This is a genomic window from Flagellimonas spongiicola (assembly GCF_023502425.1).
GTDB lineage: Bacteria > Bacteroidota > Bacteroidia > Flavobacteriales > Flavobacteriaceae > Flagellimonas > Flagellimonas spongiicola.
The window spans coordinates 831,216-847,863 of sequence record NZ_JAMFMA010000001.1 but is presented as its reverse complement, the minus strand read 5'-3'; the positions used below and the strand labels follow the sequence as shown (position 1 = coordinate 847,863).

The window sequence follows — 16,648 nt, the reverse complement described above, 5'->3', positions numbered from 1 at the left end:
ACCATGAAATTGAAAAATTACATGCTGATTGATCTCAGGGTTTTGACGTTCATTCTCAGCTTATTAGTTGCATCCTGCCAGCACAATTCCTTGAACCTAAAATTGAAAACCATAACAGCTGATAACAATATTGAGTTCGTTGGAGAATGGGGAGAAATGGTACTACCTGAAAATCCAGATGACCAGGACTCCCCTATTATTCAACTTCCATTCTTTCGATTAAAAACAAAAGCTCAAAACAAATTACCACCAATCTTCGTCTTGGCTGGCGGGCCTGGTGATAGTCCATCTATTTTGGAACAGCTACCAACGGTATTGCCAATGATTTCAGAACTTAACGAAAAAAGTGATTTGATAATCTTGGAACAAAGAGGTAATGGATTTTCCAAGCCCAATCTGGCGTGCCCAGGTTTTATTAACCTTGATTTGAACGAATCACTAACGCCTTCAAGATTTGAGCAAGCATATCGCAAATACATCAATGAATGTTATGGGAATTTCCCAAAAGACAGATTATTACAAAGTTATAATGTAACTACAATGGTTTCTGATATTGAATCCATCCGGAAGGATTTGGGCTATGACAAAATAATTTTATTTGGTGGCAGTTTTGGAAGTTTCCATGCTCTAAATTATATCGGTGCACATCCTGAAAACGTGGATAGGGCCCTATTGGATAGCCCTGAAGGTTTAAGCCATACCGTGAAATTACCAAGCACGGCAGATTGTTCACTTGAAGGGCTTTCACAAATGGTTGCCGAAAACGAAGAATTACATAAGCAGATTCCTTCATTCATGGACTTGGTCGAACAAATCCTATCAGAACTGGAGCAAAATCCTGTTACGGTAAATTTCAGTAACAATGATTTAGAAGAAAAGTCCATTGTAGTTGGAAAATATGACCTACAGCTTATAACCGCGTTGGAACTGGGCAGAATTGGTTATAGGGAAATCCCCTTTCGCTATTTGGAAATGCAGTCCGGTAATTTTAATTGGTTGGGGGAATACGCTTATCAAATTCGAAGATTTGAAAACAGAAATCTAATGGCGGTAGCAACAGATTGCAGTTCCGGGGCTTCCAAAGAAAGGTGGGAACAGGTACATAAGGAATCATCAAATGCTATTTTGGGCGATGCACTTAACAATATCAATTTTATCGCTTGTGAAGATTTAGGTATCAACCCTATTATTGAAACAAACTTGAAACCCAGACCGTCTGAAGTCCCCATATTATTGATTTGTGGCACTCAGGATGCACGTACACCACTTAGCAATACCTACGAGATTGCAAGGCAGCATCGCCATTCAAAAATACTTGAAGTAAAATATGGTTCGCATGACCTATTTCGAGAAGTATTTGATGAATTGTTGCCTATCATGAAAGGGTTCCTCATAACTGATAATCCAACCGAATTTACCCCACCCAAAGATTTTTTCGCAAACCACGAGCTCCGAACATCATTATAAACATTAATCCTTTTTTACCATTTGGAATAAACGGACTATATATCATCTTTTCATTATAGTTTTAACTAACTAGTTACAATTAAAATATCCGTATCGCATATAAAAAAATCCGTATCGCGTTGATTTTTCGAGTATAACATATCTAATATTGATATGTAAGGATTTAAAACACCATCAATCAAAAAACGAACAGTGATGAAAAAGCTAAGTTTTGTCTGTATTTTTCTAGTCTTTTGCTCTTGTACCGAGAAGACCTCTTGGCTTGATAAAGAAGTGGCAATACAATCAAATTCTTCATCTTTAGACCAATTCCATATTTTACAAGGTCCTGAAAAAGTAGGGCATTGGGATTGGGAAATGACGGAACATGATAACAAATTGATTTTTAGGGACGAATCCGTAATGGATGGCGTAATCAACGAAAATTTTGTTTTGACATTTAACAGAATCGAAGGCTTTACGGAAGCGGTTGATATGAGTGCCCAAATGGGACCTGTTTCGCAAAAGGTGGATTTTACGCGAAGCAGCGCTATGGATTTAAAGGGGACTTTTGAAATTAAAGGACTTGGTGAAGGTAGAGATCGTATTAAGGTGATAGATACGGTTTTTGGCCAACCTACGGTGGTTCGTGCCGAGGTTTTTGGAATGCTTCCATATGTAAAAAATCCTGAAACCTTAAACGAGGAACTTAATGTATTTTTCATGAATACCGCTACAACCGGTACAATGAAATTAGAGTATGTTGAGCAGCAAGAAATTGAAATAGGAACAGCTAAGCATAATGTCCATAAAATTGAATTTCACGGTAATGGGCCTGTTTCCAACACAATTTACATCAGCACAGACTTTCCGCACAAAATCATGAAAGTCGAGGTCTTAAATCAACCCTTGACAATTGAACGCATTGCCGACAACAATGCTTCCTAAGTATTGAAACTTCATCATAAATAATTGTTGAATGACTTTTGTAGATTTAGCAAAAGTTAATTCAATCTGCTAAATGGCATCCCAAAAGGATAAACGGGAACGTTTCTCGATCTTATTTGATTTGCATTATCGCAAACTCTATCATTTTGCCTACAACATCTTAAAAGATCCGGATGCGTCTGAAGAAGTGGTGCAAGAATCTTTTATCAAACTCTGGGAACAATTTGACCCCACGGAAATAAAATCGTTCGAAGCCTACTTAATGACCATCCTTAAGCACAAAGTATTGGATCATTTAAGAAAAGAGAAGGTCAAGAAAAGGCATATTGACCTTTATCAGTTAAACCAACAAACGTTTGAGGAATTAAGTCAAGAATGGGAAATTCAGGAACGGATTCAAATGCTACTTCAACAATTACCCGAAAAAACCCGCACAATTTTCAAAATGTCGCGAATCAATAGTTATTCGTATAAGGAAATAGCCATTATAAAAGACATTTCCGTTAAAACAGTGGAGTCCCATATCTCAAAGGCACTCACAATCTTAAAACAAGCTCTCAAAAAAAATCGGGATTAACATAGGGTAGGGTCATTTTTAAAACGTCTATACTACAAAGGCGATTGTTGACCAAACCTTAGAACCGTGAAACCAACGAATATTACCGATACTGAAATTTGGGCCTATGTGTCCAACACAGCGGACAAGGAAACCAAAGAACGCATTATTGCTTGGAAAGACTCCTCTTCCTTTGACAAGCAACGATTTGATGATATTTCAAAGACCTACGGGAAAACAGGCGAAACAACACCGGAATATCCTGACTTAGAAGTTGTCAAAGAACGATTTTTTGCAGCTATCGATTCGAATACCAAAGAGAAGCCTTGGCTTCCAAAACTTTGGAAATACGCTGCTGTGGCTATCCTTTTTATCGGACTGAGTTTCCTATATCTGAAACCTGAAAAAACCATCACAATAGCCACTACATATGGGGAACAAAAAGAGCTGGAATTACCTGACGGGACATTGATTTGGTTGAATTCGTCAAGTCAATTAAGCTATTTGAAAGCAAAACCCAGAACGCTAGAATTGACAGGAGAAGCTTTTTTTGAAGTTACACATGATAAATCAAACCCGTTTACGGTCACAACTTCAGATGGTTCGTCGGTACAAGTCCTAGGAACCAAATTCAATGTTAAATCCTATTCCCAAACCGCCTACACAGAAACGGTTTTATTAGAAGGAAGTGTAGCGATGTCCCATAAAGATGTACAAGATACTATCCTGATGGTTCCCAAAGACCGAGTGCGCTATCAACAACTGGAACAAAATTTAATTAAATCCACTATCGAGAACACGAATCACATCATCGCATGGCGAAAAGGTGTATTTCAATTTTCCGATAAAACCTTTAATGAAATTGCAATGGATTTAAGCCTTCAGCGAAACATCCAAATTCAAATTAGAAATCCCATACTTGCCGAGTCCCGCTTTACAGGATACTTTGAAGCATCAGCCACGGCTAAAGATATTCTAGAAACATTACAGTTAACCAAAACCTTCAAATTCAATGAAAATACAGACGGAATCTGGACCGTAGAATAAAAAAATGTGGGAAAATGGCGGTTTTCCCACATCGACATCAATAATAGTCCAATATCGAAAAAGTACTAATTATCAACATTCAAAAGTATGAATAAAAACCCTTATGCATTACTGACAGGGCAGCACTGTACGCTACAAAAATTTTTAACCTCAATGAAATTCACATTTTCGCTCTACCTAATCATGGTTATGCAGGTATTTGCCAATGAGGCAATGGCGCAGGAGCGATTGACCCTGGAATTTGAGAATACGAGACTGAGCATTATTATGGATGCAATTACGGAACAGTCTTCCTATCATTTCATTTACAACAACGATAATGTAAAAGATACCAATACCTATAATTTAAATTTGGTCGATGAGGAAATCCAACAAGTTTTGGCAACATTGTTTCAGAATACTGGAATTTCCTTTACGATTCGAAACAAGAGCATTATTTTATCAAAAAAGCAACCAATTCCCCAAACCGCACAAGCAAATTTCACGCTTAGCGGAAACGTATTGGATACCGAAACAGGTGAAACATTGTTAGGGGCTTCTATTTTGGTAGTTGGCTCTCAAAAAGGTGTGGTATCCAACGAATATGGGTTCTACTCCTTGACCCTTCCTTCCGGCAGGTATACACTACGCATTTCTTACATTGGTTATGAGCAACAGGAACTGGATATCGACTTAAATAGCAATCAAAATCTTTCCATTGAATTGCAACCAACTTCCAATGAATTATCAGAGGTTTTCGTTTTTGCGAATTCAAAAGTCAATAGTCAAGTATCCACAGTTCTTAATGGTACAGCGAACATAAGTCCAGAAAACATTAAACGCCTTCCTGCGCTTTTTGGGGAACCGGATGTTACCCGGGCCGTATTAACGCAACCTGGTGTGTCTACCGCCGGAGAAGGAGCTACAGGTTTCAACGTGCGCGGAGGGAACATTGACCAGAACCTAATACTTTTGGATGAAGCCCCAATTTATAATTCCTCGCATGTTTGGGGTTTCTTTTCCGTGGTGAATACAGATGCTATTAAAGATTTAAAGCTCTATAAAGGTGGAATTCCTGCGCGTTTTGGTGGTAGGGCTTCATCTGTTCTGGAAATTAGGCAGCGTGAAGGAAGTACTAAGAAGTTTCAGGGACAGGGAGGCCTAGGATTACTCTTTTCAAGACTCACCTTGGAAGGACCGCTGGCCAAAGAAAAAGTAAGTTATCTAATCTCTGGCAGGAGATCATATTTCGACCTGTTTTTTCCATTGTTTGAAGACACCGAAAGTAACAAGGTGTATTTCTATGATTTGAATACAAAACTAAAATGGGCTATTAATCAGAACAACACCCTCTATGCATCAGGGTATTTTGGTGCTGATGTAATGCGATTGGGTTTTGAAGGGGATGTCAATTCCGAAGGAGAACAAGAAGCGGATGAGCGCATCGATTTTAGATGGAAAAACGCAACCGCTACTTTGCGATGGAACCATGTTTTTTCCGAAAAACTATTTATGAATGCCTCCGCCATTTACAGTAGTTACAAATACCGTTTAGCATCCCAAAACACAGATGGCATTCCATCCAATTCCTCAGGTGGTTCCGTGAATTGGGAATCTCAAGTGGAAAATTGGATTTTCAAACCTGATTTCACCTTATATCCGAGTTTGGGTACCAAAATGCGCTTTGGTGTCAACAATACCTTATATCAATTTTCGCCAGCAAAAATAACCAGTTCAGAAGCTGGGATAAACAGAGTGGATTTTGACACCGAAACAGGATTGGAGTTGGCTCCTTATTTGGAATTTGAGAAGGAATGGGACAAGTTTTCAATAAATGCTGGTCTGAGGTATTCTTGGTTTGGGAATTTTGGTCCGTTTACCGTGGCAGAATATGACCCGAACCTACCGAGGACTCTAAATACCATAATTGCTGAAAATGAATTTGATTCTGGGGAGTTAATTGAAAGTTATTCAGGTTTAGAACCCCGATTATCCATGAAATATGACATATCCGACAGAAAGTCCCTCAAATTGGGATATAATAGGACATTTCAATACATCCACCTGATTTCCAACACATTTGCGGCCCTACCCTTTGATATTTGGAAGCCTTCAGGAACACACATTAAACCACTGGAAGTCAATCAAATCTCTGGTGGTTACGCCTATGATTCACCAAATCAGGAATATAATTTTTCGTTGGAAGGATATTACAAAACCTTCAAAAATATGGTGGAATATAAAAACGGGGCGGATCTTTTTATAAATGAAAATCTGGAAACCCAACTACTAAATGCAGATGGGTACTCCTATGGTGGGGAATTATCCATTCATAAAAACATAGGTAAACTAACTGGCAACTTGAATTACGCCTACACCGTTACTCGAAGAAAAACAACCAGTCCATTTCCCAATGAGAATCTTAATGATGGTGCGTATTATCCATCCAACTATGACCGTCCACATCTTGTGAATTTTACGGGTAATTATCAAATGAGCAAAAAGTGGTCTGTTGGTGTTTTTGCCACCTATCAAACTGGTCGACCCATAACTCAGGTTACCGGTAGATTTACGGCACGGCTATACAATAGTCCATTTTTCACTTATTCCGATAGAAATGCATTTCGAATCCCAGATACACATCGCGTTGATTTGTCATTTACTTATAATCCTGAAAAGAAAGTACAACGAAAGTGGGTGGGTAGTTGGACTTTTGGCGTTTACAATCTATATGGCCATAAGAATCCTTTTTCAACCTATTCCACCTTCAACGGTGACCAGATTCGCACCTTTCAGTTTTCTGTAATCGGGTCCCCTATTCCATTCATCACATACAATTTTAAATTCTAGCCAATATGAAATCCATATACACTATTCTATTTTTATTTGCTTCACTTTTCATACTTGGTTGTTCCACTGAAATCGACCCCGACATTGAATTTGAGCCACAGGTTTTCATTTTTGGAGGAATGGGGAATGCACCCGGAAATGTTACGTTCGAAATCCAACAGACCGTTCCAGTTGATAATGTGAATTATGCTCCCATAAACAGCGCTGAGATTTCGCTGTTTACGCGTAATCAATCTGGAGAGGAATCACTAATAACAGATAGTTTTACTGTAAATGATGGCATTTACACCAGCGAATCTCAGATTTCCCCAATGATCGGAAATGCTTATTGGGTAGAAATAGAAATACCAGGAATGGGAAGTTATATCTCAATCGAGGAAACATTGAAACCTGTTGTTGAAATTAAATCGATTGAGAGCAATAACAATGCTATTCGTGTAATTTTCGAAGATCCCGCAGATGACACCAATTTGTATTATTTGGGACTGGATTACTTCAGTGGTTCCGATTTCTTGTTTACCATATTTGAACTTACTCCGGATACGATATTCAATGGCAATACGGAAGCTTTTATCGAATCGTTTGAAATTTCAGGGAACTCAATTGTGGCTACGCTTTTTAATTTAAACCCGGGCAGCTATCAATTTTATTCCAATCTATCGATTCAAGAAGACAATACGACCAATGATGGTGACGATTTTGATTTGGGACCTTTGTTTTCAACTCCTCCCGTTAATATTACCGGAAACATCATTGACAGAAATACCGGGAAGGCGGTTCTTGGAAATTTTGGAGTAATCAGCTTTAGTGTTTTAAGTTCTGAATTCTAGAATATTAGTGTCCCTTAATACAACAAACCCCTTAAATGCTATTTGGCTTGTTAAGGGGTTTTTGATGCCTTAATTTTCCCTAAATCCAAGTTAATACTAGTTTCTTGAACAATGATTTACGTATTTTAGAATCCAACTTTTCAAGGCATCATGGGTTTCCTTCGAATCTTTTTAATATCCTGTTTTATAGTCCTGGTTTCATGTGAAGGGAAATCTGATAATAGGCTCACAATTGCGGTTGCATCAAACATGCAATATGCCATTTCAGAAATTACTTCAGAATTTGAAAAAACAACTGGAATAGAATGTGACTTGATTATTGGTTCATCCGGAAAACTAACTTCGCAGATAATGGAAGGTGCGCCATATGACATATTTCTATCAGCCGATATGAAATACCCTAATCTCCTTTTCAAAGAGGGCAAAACAATTGATTCACCTAGAGTCTATGGTTATGGGCATTTGGTATTATACGCATTGGAAGAAAATGATTCAATACAGTTAAGTTCGCTTAACAAAACGGAAGTAAGGCATATTGCACTTGCCAACCCCAAAAATGCTCCTTACGGCAAGGCAGCGATAGAGGTACTGGAGAATTATGAATTGTTAGATAGTCTAAAAGGAAAATTGGTTTATGGTGAGAGCATTTCGCAAACCAATCAATTCTTGCAAACAGAAGCAGCACAGATGGGCTTTACTGCTAAAGCATCTGCGCTAAAAATGTCTGATTCCGGAAAAGGAAATTGGGTTGAATTAGATCCGAACACTTATACCCCAATTGCCCAAGGGTTGGTCTTGTTAAAACATAATGATAGAATAAGGCAATCTGCAGAGGAATTTTATAGCTTTATTTTCTCCGAAGAAGCACAGGATATTTTACAGAATTACGGATATTCGATGGATGAATAGTTTTCAAGGAAACATTGTAGACATAAAAACCAGTGGGAATTTATCCCTTGTTTCCATTGAGTTGGAATCACAACAGTTGATTCAATCCATAATTATTGAAACGCCAAAAACTGCAGCTTACCTAAAAATTGGTGGCCCCATTCAGGTGCTATTTAAGGAAACCGAAGTGGTAATTGCAACTGAAAAGTTGAAAACGATTAGTCTACAGAATCAAATCGCTGCAAATGTATCCCATGTTGATAGCGGTGAACTTTTGTCGAAGGTGGTTCTGAATTCCGAATTAGGTCCATTGGTTTCCGTAATTAGCACTAGGGCCGTTGAGCAATTAAATCTGGTAGCAGGTGTTTCCGTATTCGCAATGATTAAACTTAATGAAGTCATGTTATCCGGCAAATGAATTGGGAACCCTTGATATTGACCTTTAAACTGGCTGCAGTCACCACAATTCTACTATTCGTGATTGCTATTCCAATTTCTTACTGGTTGGCTTATTCAAAAGCCAAGTTAAAACCTATCCTAGAAACTTTAGTGAGCATGCCATTGGTGCTCCCTCCTACTGTATTGGGATTTTATTTTTTAATCGCCTTCAGTCCAAACAATGCATTTGGAAACTGGATCAATGAAACCTTAGGAATCCAATTGGTATTCTCATTTACTGGATTGGTTCTAGCTTCGATTATCTATAGCTTACCTTTTATGGTTCATCCTATACAATCTGGCTTGAGTTCCCTTTCACCTTCACTTAAGGAAGCATCATATTTAATGGGAAAATCCAAAACCAAAACATTGATTCAAGTATTGTTACCCAACATTAAACCGTCATTACTAACCGGTATCGTACTTTCATTTGCCCATACCGTTGGTGAGTTTGGTGTTGTACTTATGATCGGCGGAAATATCCCGGGAAAAACAAAAGTGGCTTCCATCGCCATTTACGATGAGGTGGAAGCATTGAACTATAGTGCTGCAAACTCCTACTCCCTGATACTATTTGGGATAACATTTTGCATTTTGTTAGTGGTATATCTTGTGAACGGTGGCTATCTAAAACGTTTTACGAAATGATAGCCTTTCAAGTGCGTAAAAGTCTCGAAGGACCAAATGGTCTTTTAAATTTGGATTTGAACATCCAGATTGAAGCGGGTGATTTGGTCACTCTTTATGGGGCTTCCGGTGCTGGTAAAACGTCGGCTTTACGCATTTTGGCGGGTCTCATGAAGGCCAATTCAGGCCGGATAGTTGTAGACGGCAGTATCTGGTTGGATACATCCAATAAAATTGACATGAAACCCCAGGAGAGACAGGTGGGATTTGTATTTCAGGACTATGCTTTGTTTCCACATTTAACAGCTCTTCAGAATTTAGAATTTGCCTCTACCGATAGTACAAACAAATCCCAAATTGCAGAGCTTGTTGAAATTATGGAACTGGAAAAAATCCAAAATCGAAAGCCAGCTACCTTATCAGGCGGACAAAGACAGCGACTGGCTCTTGCCCGCTCCATTGTGCAACGCCCTAAAATATTGTTGCTGGACGAACCTTTAGCAGCTTTGGATATAACCATGCGATTGAAAATTCAGACGTATTTGAAGAAAGTGCATGAGCGGTACAACCTCACCACGATTTTAGTGAGTCATGATATTGGTGAAATCCATAAACTTTCCAACCGTGTCTATGTTTTGGAGGAAGGCAAAGTTGTAAAACAAGGCACTCCAACGGAAGTTTTTTTTAATCAGAAACTCAGTGGTAAATTTAAGTTTAAAGGCAATGTCCTAAAGATTGAAAAAGAAGATGTGGTATATGTAGTAACCGTTTTAATACACAATGAAATGGTAAAAGTCATCGCCCAAGAATCTGAGATCAAAAATTTAAATGTCGGGGATGTAGTTTTGGTTGCGTCCAAGGCATTCAACCCTATCATTCAAAAAATAAAATGAGAATTCAAATTACGTTTATCCTGCTCACAATTGTTCTATGCGCAGGGTGCAAGGATGAAACCTTAGGCAAAGTTTATGATACCGAGACCTTAACACTTGAGCGCGTTGCTCCCAATTCTTACGTACATACATCATATCTAGAAACGGATGATTTTGGTAAAGTAGGCTGTAATGGTTTGATTTACGCCAACGGTGATGAAGCGGTAATTTTTGATACCCCCGTAGATGATGCAGTTTCCAGAGAACTATTGGCCTGGGTTGATTCCGAATTGGATGTAAACGTGGTTGCCATCATTCCTACGCATTCACATAGGGATTGCCTTGCTGGACTTGAAGCGTTCCACGACGCCAGAATACCATCCTATGCCAATCTTAAGACCATAGAATTTGCGTCACGCTACCAAAGGCCTGTACCCTTATATGGCTTTGAGGGGGATATTCAAATAAAGGTTGGCGATAAAGAAGCGCGATGCGCCTTTGTTGGTCAAGGCCATACCATAGACAATGTTGTCGGTTACATTCCTTCAGAAAACGTTCTATTTGGTGGCTGTCTAGTAAAATCCGTTGGTGCAAGTAAAGGGTATATTGGTGAAGCCAATATTAAAGAGTGGCCAAAAACAGTTGAAAAACTATTAGAAAAATACCCAGATACCAAAGTTGTCGTTCCTGGCCATGGTGAATCAGGGGGATTGGAATTGTTAAACTACACTACTGAATTGTTCTCGGAAAAAAATTAACCTTTCCAATTCGTTGTTCTCCAAGCAACTACAATCTTCAGAAAACAATACCTGCTTTTTGGATACGAAATTACCCACAATCTTCGTTCAATGTGTTTACTTTCGCTGACTTAACCTAACTAGTTTACATGAGAACTTTTATTGTTATTTTATTTTTCATTCCCTTCTTAAGTACCGCCCAATTCAATTTTCAAGAAGGACATATTGTCCTAAAAAATGGAGAAAAAAAAGAGGGCTACATCAAGAAAAAAAACTGGACGAACAACCCGTTTGCCATTACATTCAGAAACACAAAAGATGGTAGATCCGAAAATTACCAAACATCCCTGCTAAATGAAATCGAGGTTTATGGAATTGTAAAGTATCAAAGATTTGACATGCTTGCTGATTTATCAAGTGATGCAACTTCAAGAATAAACAGTAACCGGGAACTGGAATATGAAAAACAAAGCATATTGCTGAAAGCACTGGTGCAGGGTGAAAAATCCTTATATACCTTTAGAAACAATGGTTCAGAAAAGTTCTTTTTCAAAACCGATGCTACCGGAATAACGCAATTGGTGTACAAAAAATACACGTTCAGAAATGATCCCACCAGTATTAGTAGTGAGTATATTACTGAAAACAAAGGCTACATAAGACAACTTAAAGGTCACATTGCCTGTTCCTATGATTCGGATATCAAAATCCCCGATTTTAAGAAGAGTGCCCTCATCAAGTACTTCATTACCAATAATAATTGTTCCGGAGATAATAGTACAGCTGCCATTGAAACATCTTTGACTTCCAAAAACAAGGGTAGCATTAATTTTGTTTTCAATGTGGGTTTGAATTCTTCTAAATTAGAAGCACATGTTCTTGGCAACAACAATGCCAACGATGATCTAGAATATGAACAAAAGCTGCATCCCATGATCGGTTTTGGTGTTAGGGCAAAATCACCAAATAAAAGAGTATCCGTTTTGGCTGATGTCAATTATAATTTTGCCTATGAATCCGATAATCAAACCGATGAATTTGAAAATACTGTGAGTTATCCCTTTTTAAGAATACAATTTGGTGGTAGATACCACGTATTGTTTGGTGAAGACTCGAGTTTCTTCTTGGGGCCATATTTTGTTGTAAATAACAATCTAAACGGCAATATTACTCCTCAACCCAGTCTTATAGATCAAAGCTTTAATCAAACCGTATTTAACATTGCCTTAGGTGGTGGTTTTCAAATAGGCAAACTTGAATTGGACTTTAGATATTCCTTTAAAGATGATCCCTTACGCCAAGCTGTTAATGGTACTATTACCAATTTTACCATTGGTGCCTCCTATGCAATATTTTAGAAAATAAAAAAGCCCTCTTTTTAGAGGGCCTTTTTATGAATTAATCTGAAGATTACTTTACTTCTTCAAAATCAACATCTTCTACATTATCTCCTTCCGCGGCATCATTTGCACCTGCATCACCTGCTGCCGCTTCTGGACCAGCGCCATTAGCTTGAGCAGCATCAGCCTGTGCTTTATACATTTCCTCAGAAGCGACCTTCCATGCCTCGTTGATTTTCTCCAAAGCCGGTTCAATTACCGCTACATCTTTGGTCTCATAGGCCTTCTTTAATTCTTCCAATGCCTCTTCTATCGGCTTCTTCTTATCATCAGAAAGCTTATCTCCAAATTCGTTAAGTTGTTTTTCTGTTTGGAAAATCATTCCATCCGCTTCATTCAACTTATCCGCTTTTTCTTTAGCAGCTTTATCTGCTTCAGCATTAGCTTCCGCTTCGGCTTTCATCTTTTGGATTTCTTCATCGGTCAAACCAGAAGAAGCTTCAATTCGGATATCCTGTGTTTTGTTTGTTGCCTTGTCTGTTGCAGATACTTTGATGATACCATTGGCATCAATATCAAAGGTAACTTCAATTTGAGGTGTTCCTCTTGGCGCAGGTGGTATCCCATCTAAATGGAATCTACCAATAGTCTTGTTATCAGCAGCCATTGGACGCTCCCCTTGCAATACATGGATTTCTACAGAAGGCTGATTGTCCGCCGCTGTGGAAAACACCTGTGATTTCTTGGTAGGAATGGTTGTATTTGCCTCTATCAATTTGGTAAAGACACTTCCCATGGTTTCAATACCCAATGACAATGGCGTAACATCCAATAACAACACATCTTTTACATCACCAGTCAATACACCACCTTGAATAGCAGCTCCAACCGCAACTACCTCATCTGGGTTTACTCCTTTTGAAGGCTTTTTGCCGAAGAATTGTTCAACAGCTTCTTGAACTGCAGGAATTCGAGTGGAACCACCTACCAAGATGATTTCATCAATGTCACTTTTGGATAGTCCTGCATTCTTAAGAGCAGTCTCACAAGGTTCAATGGTTCTCTTGACCAAGTCATCAATCAATTGCTCAAATTTTGCACGACTCAATGATCTTACCAAGTGCTTTGGTCCAGATGCTGTAGCCGTAACATACGGTAGGTTTATTTCTGTTTGAGCTGACGCAGACAATTCAATTTTGGCTTTTTCTGCAGCTTCACGTAAACGTTGCAAGGCCATGGCATCCTCTCTCAAATCCATACCTTCATCAGCTTTGAATTCCTCTGCCAACCAGTCTATGATCTTTTGATCAACATCATCACCACCTAAATGGGTATCACCATCCGTTGCCAATACTTCAAAAACACCATCACCTAATTCCAAAATGGAAACGTCATGAGTACCGCCACCAAAATCGAAAACCACGATTTTTCGGTCTGTATCTTTTTTATCCAAACCATATGCCAAGGAGGCCGCAGTAGGTTCATTAATGATTCGCTCTACCGTCAAACCAGCAATTTCACCTGCCTCTTTTGTTGCCTGTCGTTGGGAATCATTGAAATAAGCAGGAACAGTAATAACAGCTCTGCTCACATCTTGTCCCAAATAATCTTCTGCAGTTTTCTTCATTTTCTGAAGAATCATAGCAGATAACTCTTGGGGAGTGTATAAACGTCCATCAATATCTACCCGAGGCGTATCGTTATCTCCCTTTACAACATTGTAAGGAACACGATCAGCTTCTTTTTTTGATTCAGAGAATTTATTTCCCATGAACCTCTTGATGGAATAAATAGTTTTATGAGGATTGGTTACCGCCTGACGCTTTGCCGGGTCACCCACCTTAATCTCACCACCTTCAACAAAGGCTATGACTGAAGGAGTGGTTCTCTTCCCTTCAGCATTTGGGATTACCACGGGCTCGTTACCCTCCATTACAGAGACGCAGGAGTTGGTCGTACCCAAGTCTATACCTATAATTTTGCTCATTTTATTTAAAGTTATATCGTTGAAAATTCATTTTTGTCTCGCACATAACATGTCAATGATCATGCCATGCCATTGAATATGACAAGGTGGCAGACATTTAAAATATGTTTTAGAACTGCACATTGGTCAGTTGCAGGACCGATAAGTAAAATGTTAAATTAATTTTTAACATCTGCGAAAGAGCCACGAAAACTAACATCGCTCTTCTTATATTTGACTAAACAATTTTGCCCGTGGAATGTATCAGCGTTTTTGATATGTTGAAAATTGGAGTTGGACCATCTAGCTCCCATACATTAGGACCTTGGAGAGCTGCAGAAAGATGGATAGATGAACTCCAAGAGCATAAACAATTTGAAACTGTTGCAACTATAGACGTCTATCTTTATGGATCCCTATCCTTGACAGGAAAAGGCCATGCTACGGATGTGGCAGTTGTTATGGGATTGCTTGGAGCCGACCCTGAAACGGTTCCAACTGCTTCTATTGATCCAACGTTGGAGGAATTGAAGCAAAGTGGTCAACTGAAATTAGGCGGTAAAAAGTCGATTCCTTTTGGTTTTGAATCCAATATCCATTTCAAAAAAGAATTTTTACCGTTCCACGCTAACGGCATGCGATTTGAAGCCCGCTTGGAAGATGGAACTACCGTTCAGGAAACCTATTACTCTATTGGTGGCGGATTTGTGGTCAAAGAAGCTTTGGAGCATGCTAAGGAAAATAAGCAGGTATTCAAATCGTTTCCGTGTCCAATAAAAACAGGTGATGAGCTCTTAAATTACTGTCAAACCAAAGCTAAACCTATCTCTGAGGTTGTGCTGGAAAACGAGCTTTCGCTACGTACACCTACAGAAATTGATAAAGAGATAAATCGCGTATGGTCCACCATGTTGGAATGCATGTATTTAGGATGTCATACGGAAGGTGTTTTACCAGGAGGTTTGAATGTGCGACGCAGGGCATATGAAATGCACCAAAAGTTAAAAGGTGAACTCTCCTACTCCAATCCTCAGGAATGGTTGGAAGTTATTCGCAAAACCACTGTTAAGTTTCGACAAATTTTCAAATGGGTAAGTTGCTTCGCCTTAAGCGTAAATGAAGTCAATGCCTCCTTGGGTCGTGTGGTGACCGCTCCAACCAATGGGAGTGCAGGTGTAATTCCAGCTGTGTTAATGTATTATATGGTAATAGAAAACCATAAAGCGGATTTTGAGCACATAAAAAAGTTTTTATTGGTAGCTGGTGAAATTGGAAGTATTTTTAAAAAAGGAGCTACAATTTCGGCAGCAATGGGCGGATGTCAAGCAGAAATCGGGGTTTCTTCGGCCATGGCTGCTGGAGCACTTACGGAGCTTTTAGGTGGAACGCCAGACCAAGTTTTAATTGCCGCTGAGATTGCAATGGAACATCATTTAGGACTGACTTGTGATCCCATAGGCGGTTTGGTGCAAGTGCCTTGTATAGAACGAAATTCCATGGGAGCCATAAAAGCTATCAATGCTGCTGAACTGGCACTGGACACAGACCCTAAGGATGCAAAAGTTCCTTTAGATAAGGTGGTAAGTACTATGTGGGAAACTGCAAAGGACATGAACACGAAATATAAAGAAACCTCAGAAGGTGGTTTGGCGGTTGGCGTATTTTTAAGTGATTGCTAACTAGACTATCTTAGTATATGAACATACAGTAAGAATGAAATCAACCTCAAAATTCATTTCACTGTTAATTTTGGTATTCACGCTCTTTTCGTTTATACCAGAACGAGCAGACTCCCAGTACAAGTTAATCCTGTTTGAAGGTTCAGATTGGTGTGTAAATTGCATTCGTTTGGAGCGTAACGTACTCACCGATGATACCTTTCAAGGCTTTATGAGTAACACAGAAATTTCCTTGGAACGAATAGATTTCCCTCAGCGCAAGGAACAGGATGCTGCTACCAAAGCCTATAATTCAGAAATGGCTGAAAAGTATAATTTCCAGGGCATTTTTCCCACCATCATTTTGGTCAATGTAAATACCGGCGAACGAGCAAATCTGGAATATATCGACCAAAGCACAGCTGACTTCATCCATCAAATCAAAATTCATCTTCCCGAATAAATG

At 39.0% G+C, this 16,648-nt stretch carries 15 protein-coding genes; 14 read left to right on the top strand and 1 reads right to left on the bottom strand.

Translation table 11 applies throughout. From position 1 onward, the window contains the following. The first annotated feature begins 3 nt into the window (after positions 1–3). The 12 genes from M3P19_RS04045 to M3P19_RS03990 all read left to right on the top strand — a co-directional run bounded on the left by M3P19_RS04045 (position 4) and on the right by M3P19_RS03990 (position 12,576). Positions 4–1,467, top strand: a complete 1,464-nt coding sequence (locus M3P19_RS04045) for an alpha/beta hydrolase (RefSeq protein ID WP_249656342.1) — start codon at positions 4–6, stop codon at positions 1,465–1,467. Positions 1,468–1,662: 195 nt separating this feature from the next. Then, positions 1,663–2,394 (top strand): hypothetical protein, encoded by a 732-nt coding sequence (locus M3P19_RS04040; RefSeq protein WP_249656341.1) that lies wholly within the window; start codon positions 1,663–1,665, stop codon positions 2,392–2,394. A gap of 73 nt (positions 2,395–2,467) precedes the next feature. Continuing rightward, the gene (locus M3P19_RS04035; RefSeq protein WP_249656340.1) at positions 2,468–2,971 is read left to right on the top strand and encodes an RNA polymerase sigma-70 factor; all 504 of its coding nucleotides are present in this window, start codon (positions 2,468–2,470) and stop codon (positions 2,969–2,971) included. Positions 2,972–3,037: 66 nt separating this feature from the next. Beyond that, positions 3,038–3,997, top strand: coding sequence for a FecR family protein (locus M3P19_RS04030; RefSeq protein ID WP_249656339.1), 960 nt, complete (start codon positions 3,038–3,040; stop codon positions 3,995–3,997). 153 nt (positions 3,998–4,150) lie between these two features. Then, positions 4,151–6,826, top strand: coding sequence for a TonB-dependent receptor (locus M3P19_RS04025; protein ID WP_249656338.1), 2,676 nt, complete (start codon positions 4,151–4,153; stop codon positions 6,824–6,826). Positions 6,827–6,831: 5 nt separating this feature from the next. Then, the gene (locus M3P19_RS04020; RefSeq protein ID WP_249656337.1) at positions 6,832–7,656 is read left to right on the top strand and encodes a DUF4249 domain-containing protein; all 825 of its coding nucleotides are present in this window, start codon (positions 6,832–6,834) and stop codon (positions 7,654–7,656) included. A 150-nt stretch (positions 7,657–7,806) separates the two neighbouring features. Beyond that, the gene (modA, locus tag M3P19_RS04015) at positions 7,807–8,565 is read left to right on the top strand and encodes a molybdate ABC transporter substrate-binding protein (protein WP_283777902.1); all 759 of its coding nucleotides are present in this window, start codon (positions 7,807–7,809) and stop codon (positions 8,563–8,565) included. Beyond that, the gene (locus tag M3P19_RS04010) at positions 8,558–8,962 is read left to right on the top strand and encodes a TOBE domain-containing protein (RefSeq protein ID WP_249656335.1); all 405 of its coding nucleotides are present in this window, start codon (positions 8,558–8,560) and stop codon (positions 8,960–8,962) included. Before modA ends, M3P19_RS04010 begins: the two co-directional genes overlap by 8 nt. Continuing rightward, positions 8,959–9,630 carry a molybdate ABC transporter permease subunit gene (gene modB, locus M3P19_RS04005; protein WP_249656334.1) on the top strand — a complete coding sequence of 224 codons (672 nt, stop codon included), beginning with the start codon at positions 8,959–8,961 and terminating at the stop codon, positions 9,628–9,630. The genes M3P19_RS04010 and modB overlap by 4 nt, the downstream gene beginning before the upstream one ends. Continuing rightward, positions 9,627–10,502, top strand: a complete 876-nt coding sequence (locus M3P19_RS04000) for an ATP-binding cassette domain-containing protein (protein WP_249656332.1) — start codon at positions 9,627–9,629, stop codon at positions 10,500–10,502. The genes modB and M3P19_RS04000 overlap by 4 nt, the downstream gene beginning before the upstream one ends. Continuing rightward, a complete protein-coding gene (gene bla, locus M3P19_RS03995; RefSeq protein ID WP_249656330.1) occupies positions 10,499–11,239 on the top strand; it encodes a subclass B1 metallo-beta-lactamase in 741 nt (246 codons plus the stop codon). Before M3P19_RS04000 ends, bla begins: the two co-directional genes overlap by 4 nt. A gap of 128 nt (positions 11,240–11,367) precedes the next feature. Further along, a complete protein-coding gene (locus tag M3P19_RS03990; protein WP_249656329.1) occupies positions 11,368–12,576 on the top strand; it encodes a hypothetical protein in 1,209 nt (402 codons plus the stop codon). 52 nt (positions 12,577–12,628) lie between these two features. Here M3P19_RS03990 and dnaK read toward each other — a convergent pair whose 3' ends face one another. After that, positions 12,629–14,545, bottom strand: coding sequence for a molecular chaperone DnaK (gene dnaK, locus M3P19_RS03985; protein WP_249656328.1), 1,917 nt, complete (start codon positions 14,543–14,545; stop codon positions 12,629–12,631). Positions 14,546–14,778: 233 nt separating this feature from the next. Here dnaK and M3P19_RS03980 point away from each other — a divergent pair, with 233 nt between their 5' ends. After that, positions 14,779–16,203: an L-serine ammonia-lyase gene (locus M3P19_RS03980; protein WP_249656327.1), complete on the top strand. Its 1,425-nt coding sequence runs from the start codon at positions 14,779–14,781 to the stop codon at positions 16,201–16,203. Positions 16,204–16,237: 34 nt separating this feature from the next. Next, a complete protein-coding gene (locus tag M3P19_RS03975) occupies positions 16,238–16,645 on the top strand; it encodes a thioredoxin family protein (RefSeq protein ID WP_249656326.1) in 408 nt (135 codons plus the stop codon). The last annotated feature ends 3 nt before the right edge of the window (positions 16,646–16,648 follow it).

Bases quoted from the DNA above. Each gene is read 5' to 3' on its own strand.
- M3P19_RS04025 (WP_249656338.1), top strand. From the start codon at position 4,151: ATGAAATTCACATTTTCGCTCTACCTAATCATGGTTATGCAGGTATTT.
- M3P19_RS04010 (WP_249656335.1), top strand. From the start codon at position 8,558: ATGAATAGTTTTCAAGGAAACATTGTAGACATAAAAACCAGTGGGAAT.
- M3P19_RS04040 (WP_249656341.1), top strand. From the start codon at position 1,663: ATGAAAAAGCTAAGTTTTGTCTGTATTTTTCTAGTCTTTTGCTCTTGT.
- M3P19_RS04045 (WP_249656342.1), top strand. From the start codon at position 4: ATGAAATTGAAAAATTACATGCTGATTGATCTCAGGGTTTTGACGTTC.
- M3P19_RS04020 (WP_249656337.1), top strand. From the start codon at position 6,832: ATGAAATCCATATACACTATTCTATTTTTATTTGCTTCACTTTTCATA.
- modA (WP_283777902.1), top strand. From the start codon at position 7,807: ATGGGTTTCCTTCGAATCTTTTTAATATCCTGTTTTATAGTCCTGGTT.
- modB (WP_249656334.1), top strand. From the start codon at position 8,959: ATGAATTGGGAACCCTTGATATTGACCTTTAAACTGGCTGCAGTCACC.
- dnaK (WP_249656328.1), bottom strand. From the start codon at position 14,545: ATGAGCAAAATTATAGGTATAGACTTGGGTACGACCAACTCCTGCGTC.
- bla (WP_249656330.1), top strand. From the start codon at position 10,499: ATGAGAATTCAAATTACGTTTATCCTGCTCACAATTGTTCTATGCGCA.
- M3P19_RS04000 (WP_249656332.1), top strand. From the start codon at position 9,627: ATGATAGCCTTTCAAGTGCGTAAAAGTCTCGAAGGACCAAATGGTCTT.
- M3P19_RS03975 (WP_249656326.1), top strand. From the start codon at position 16,238: ATGAAATCAACCTCAAAATTCATTTCACTGTTAATTTTGGTATTCACG.
- M3P19_RS04035 (WP_249656340.1), top strand. From the start codon at position 2,468: ATGGCATCCCAAAAGGATAAACGGGAACGTTTCTCGATCTTATTTGAT.
- M3P19_RS03990 (WP_249656329.1), top strand. From the start codon at position 11,368: ATGAGAACTTTTATTGTTATTTTATTTTTCATTCCCTTCTTAAGTACC.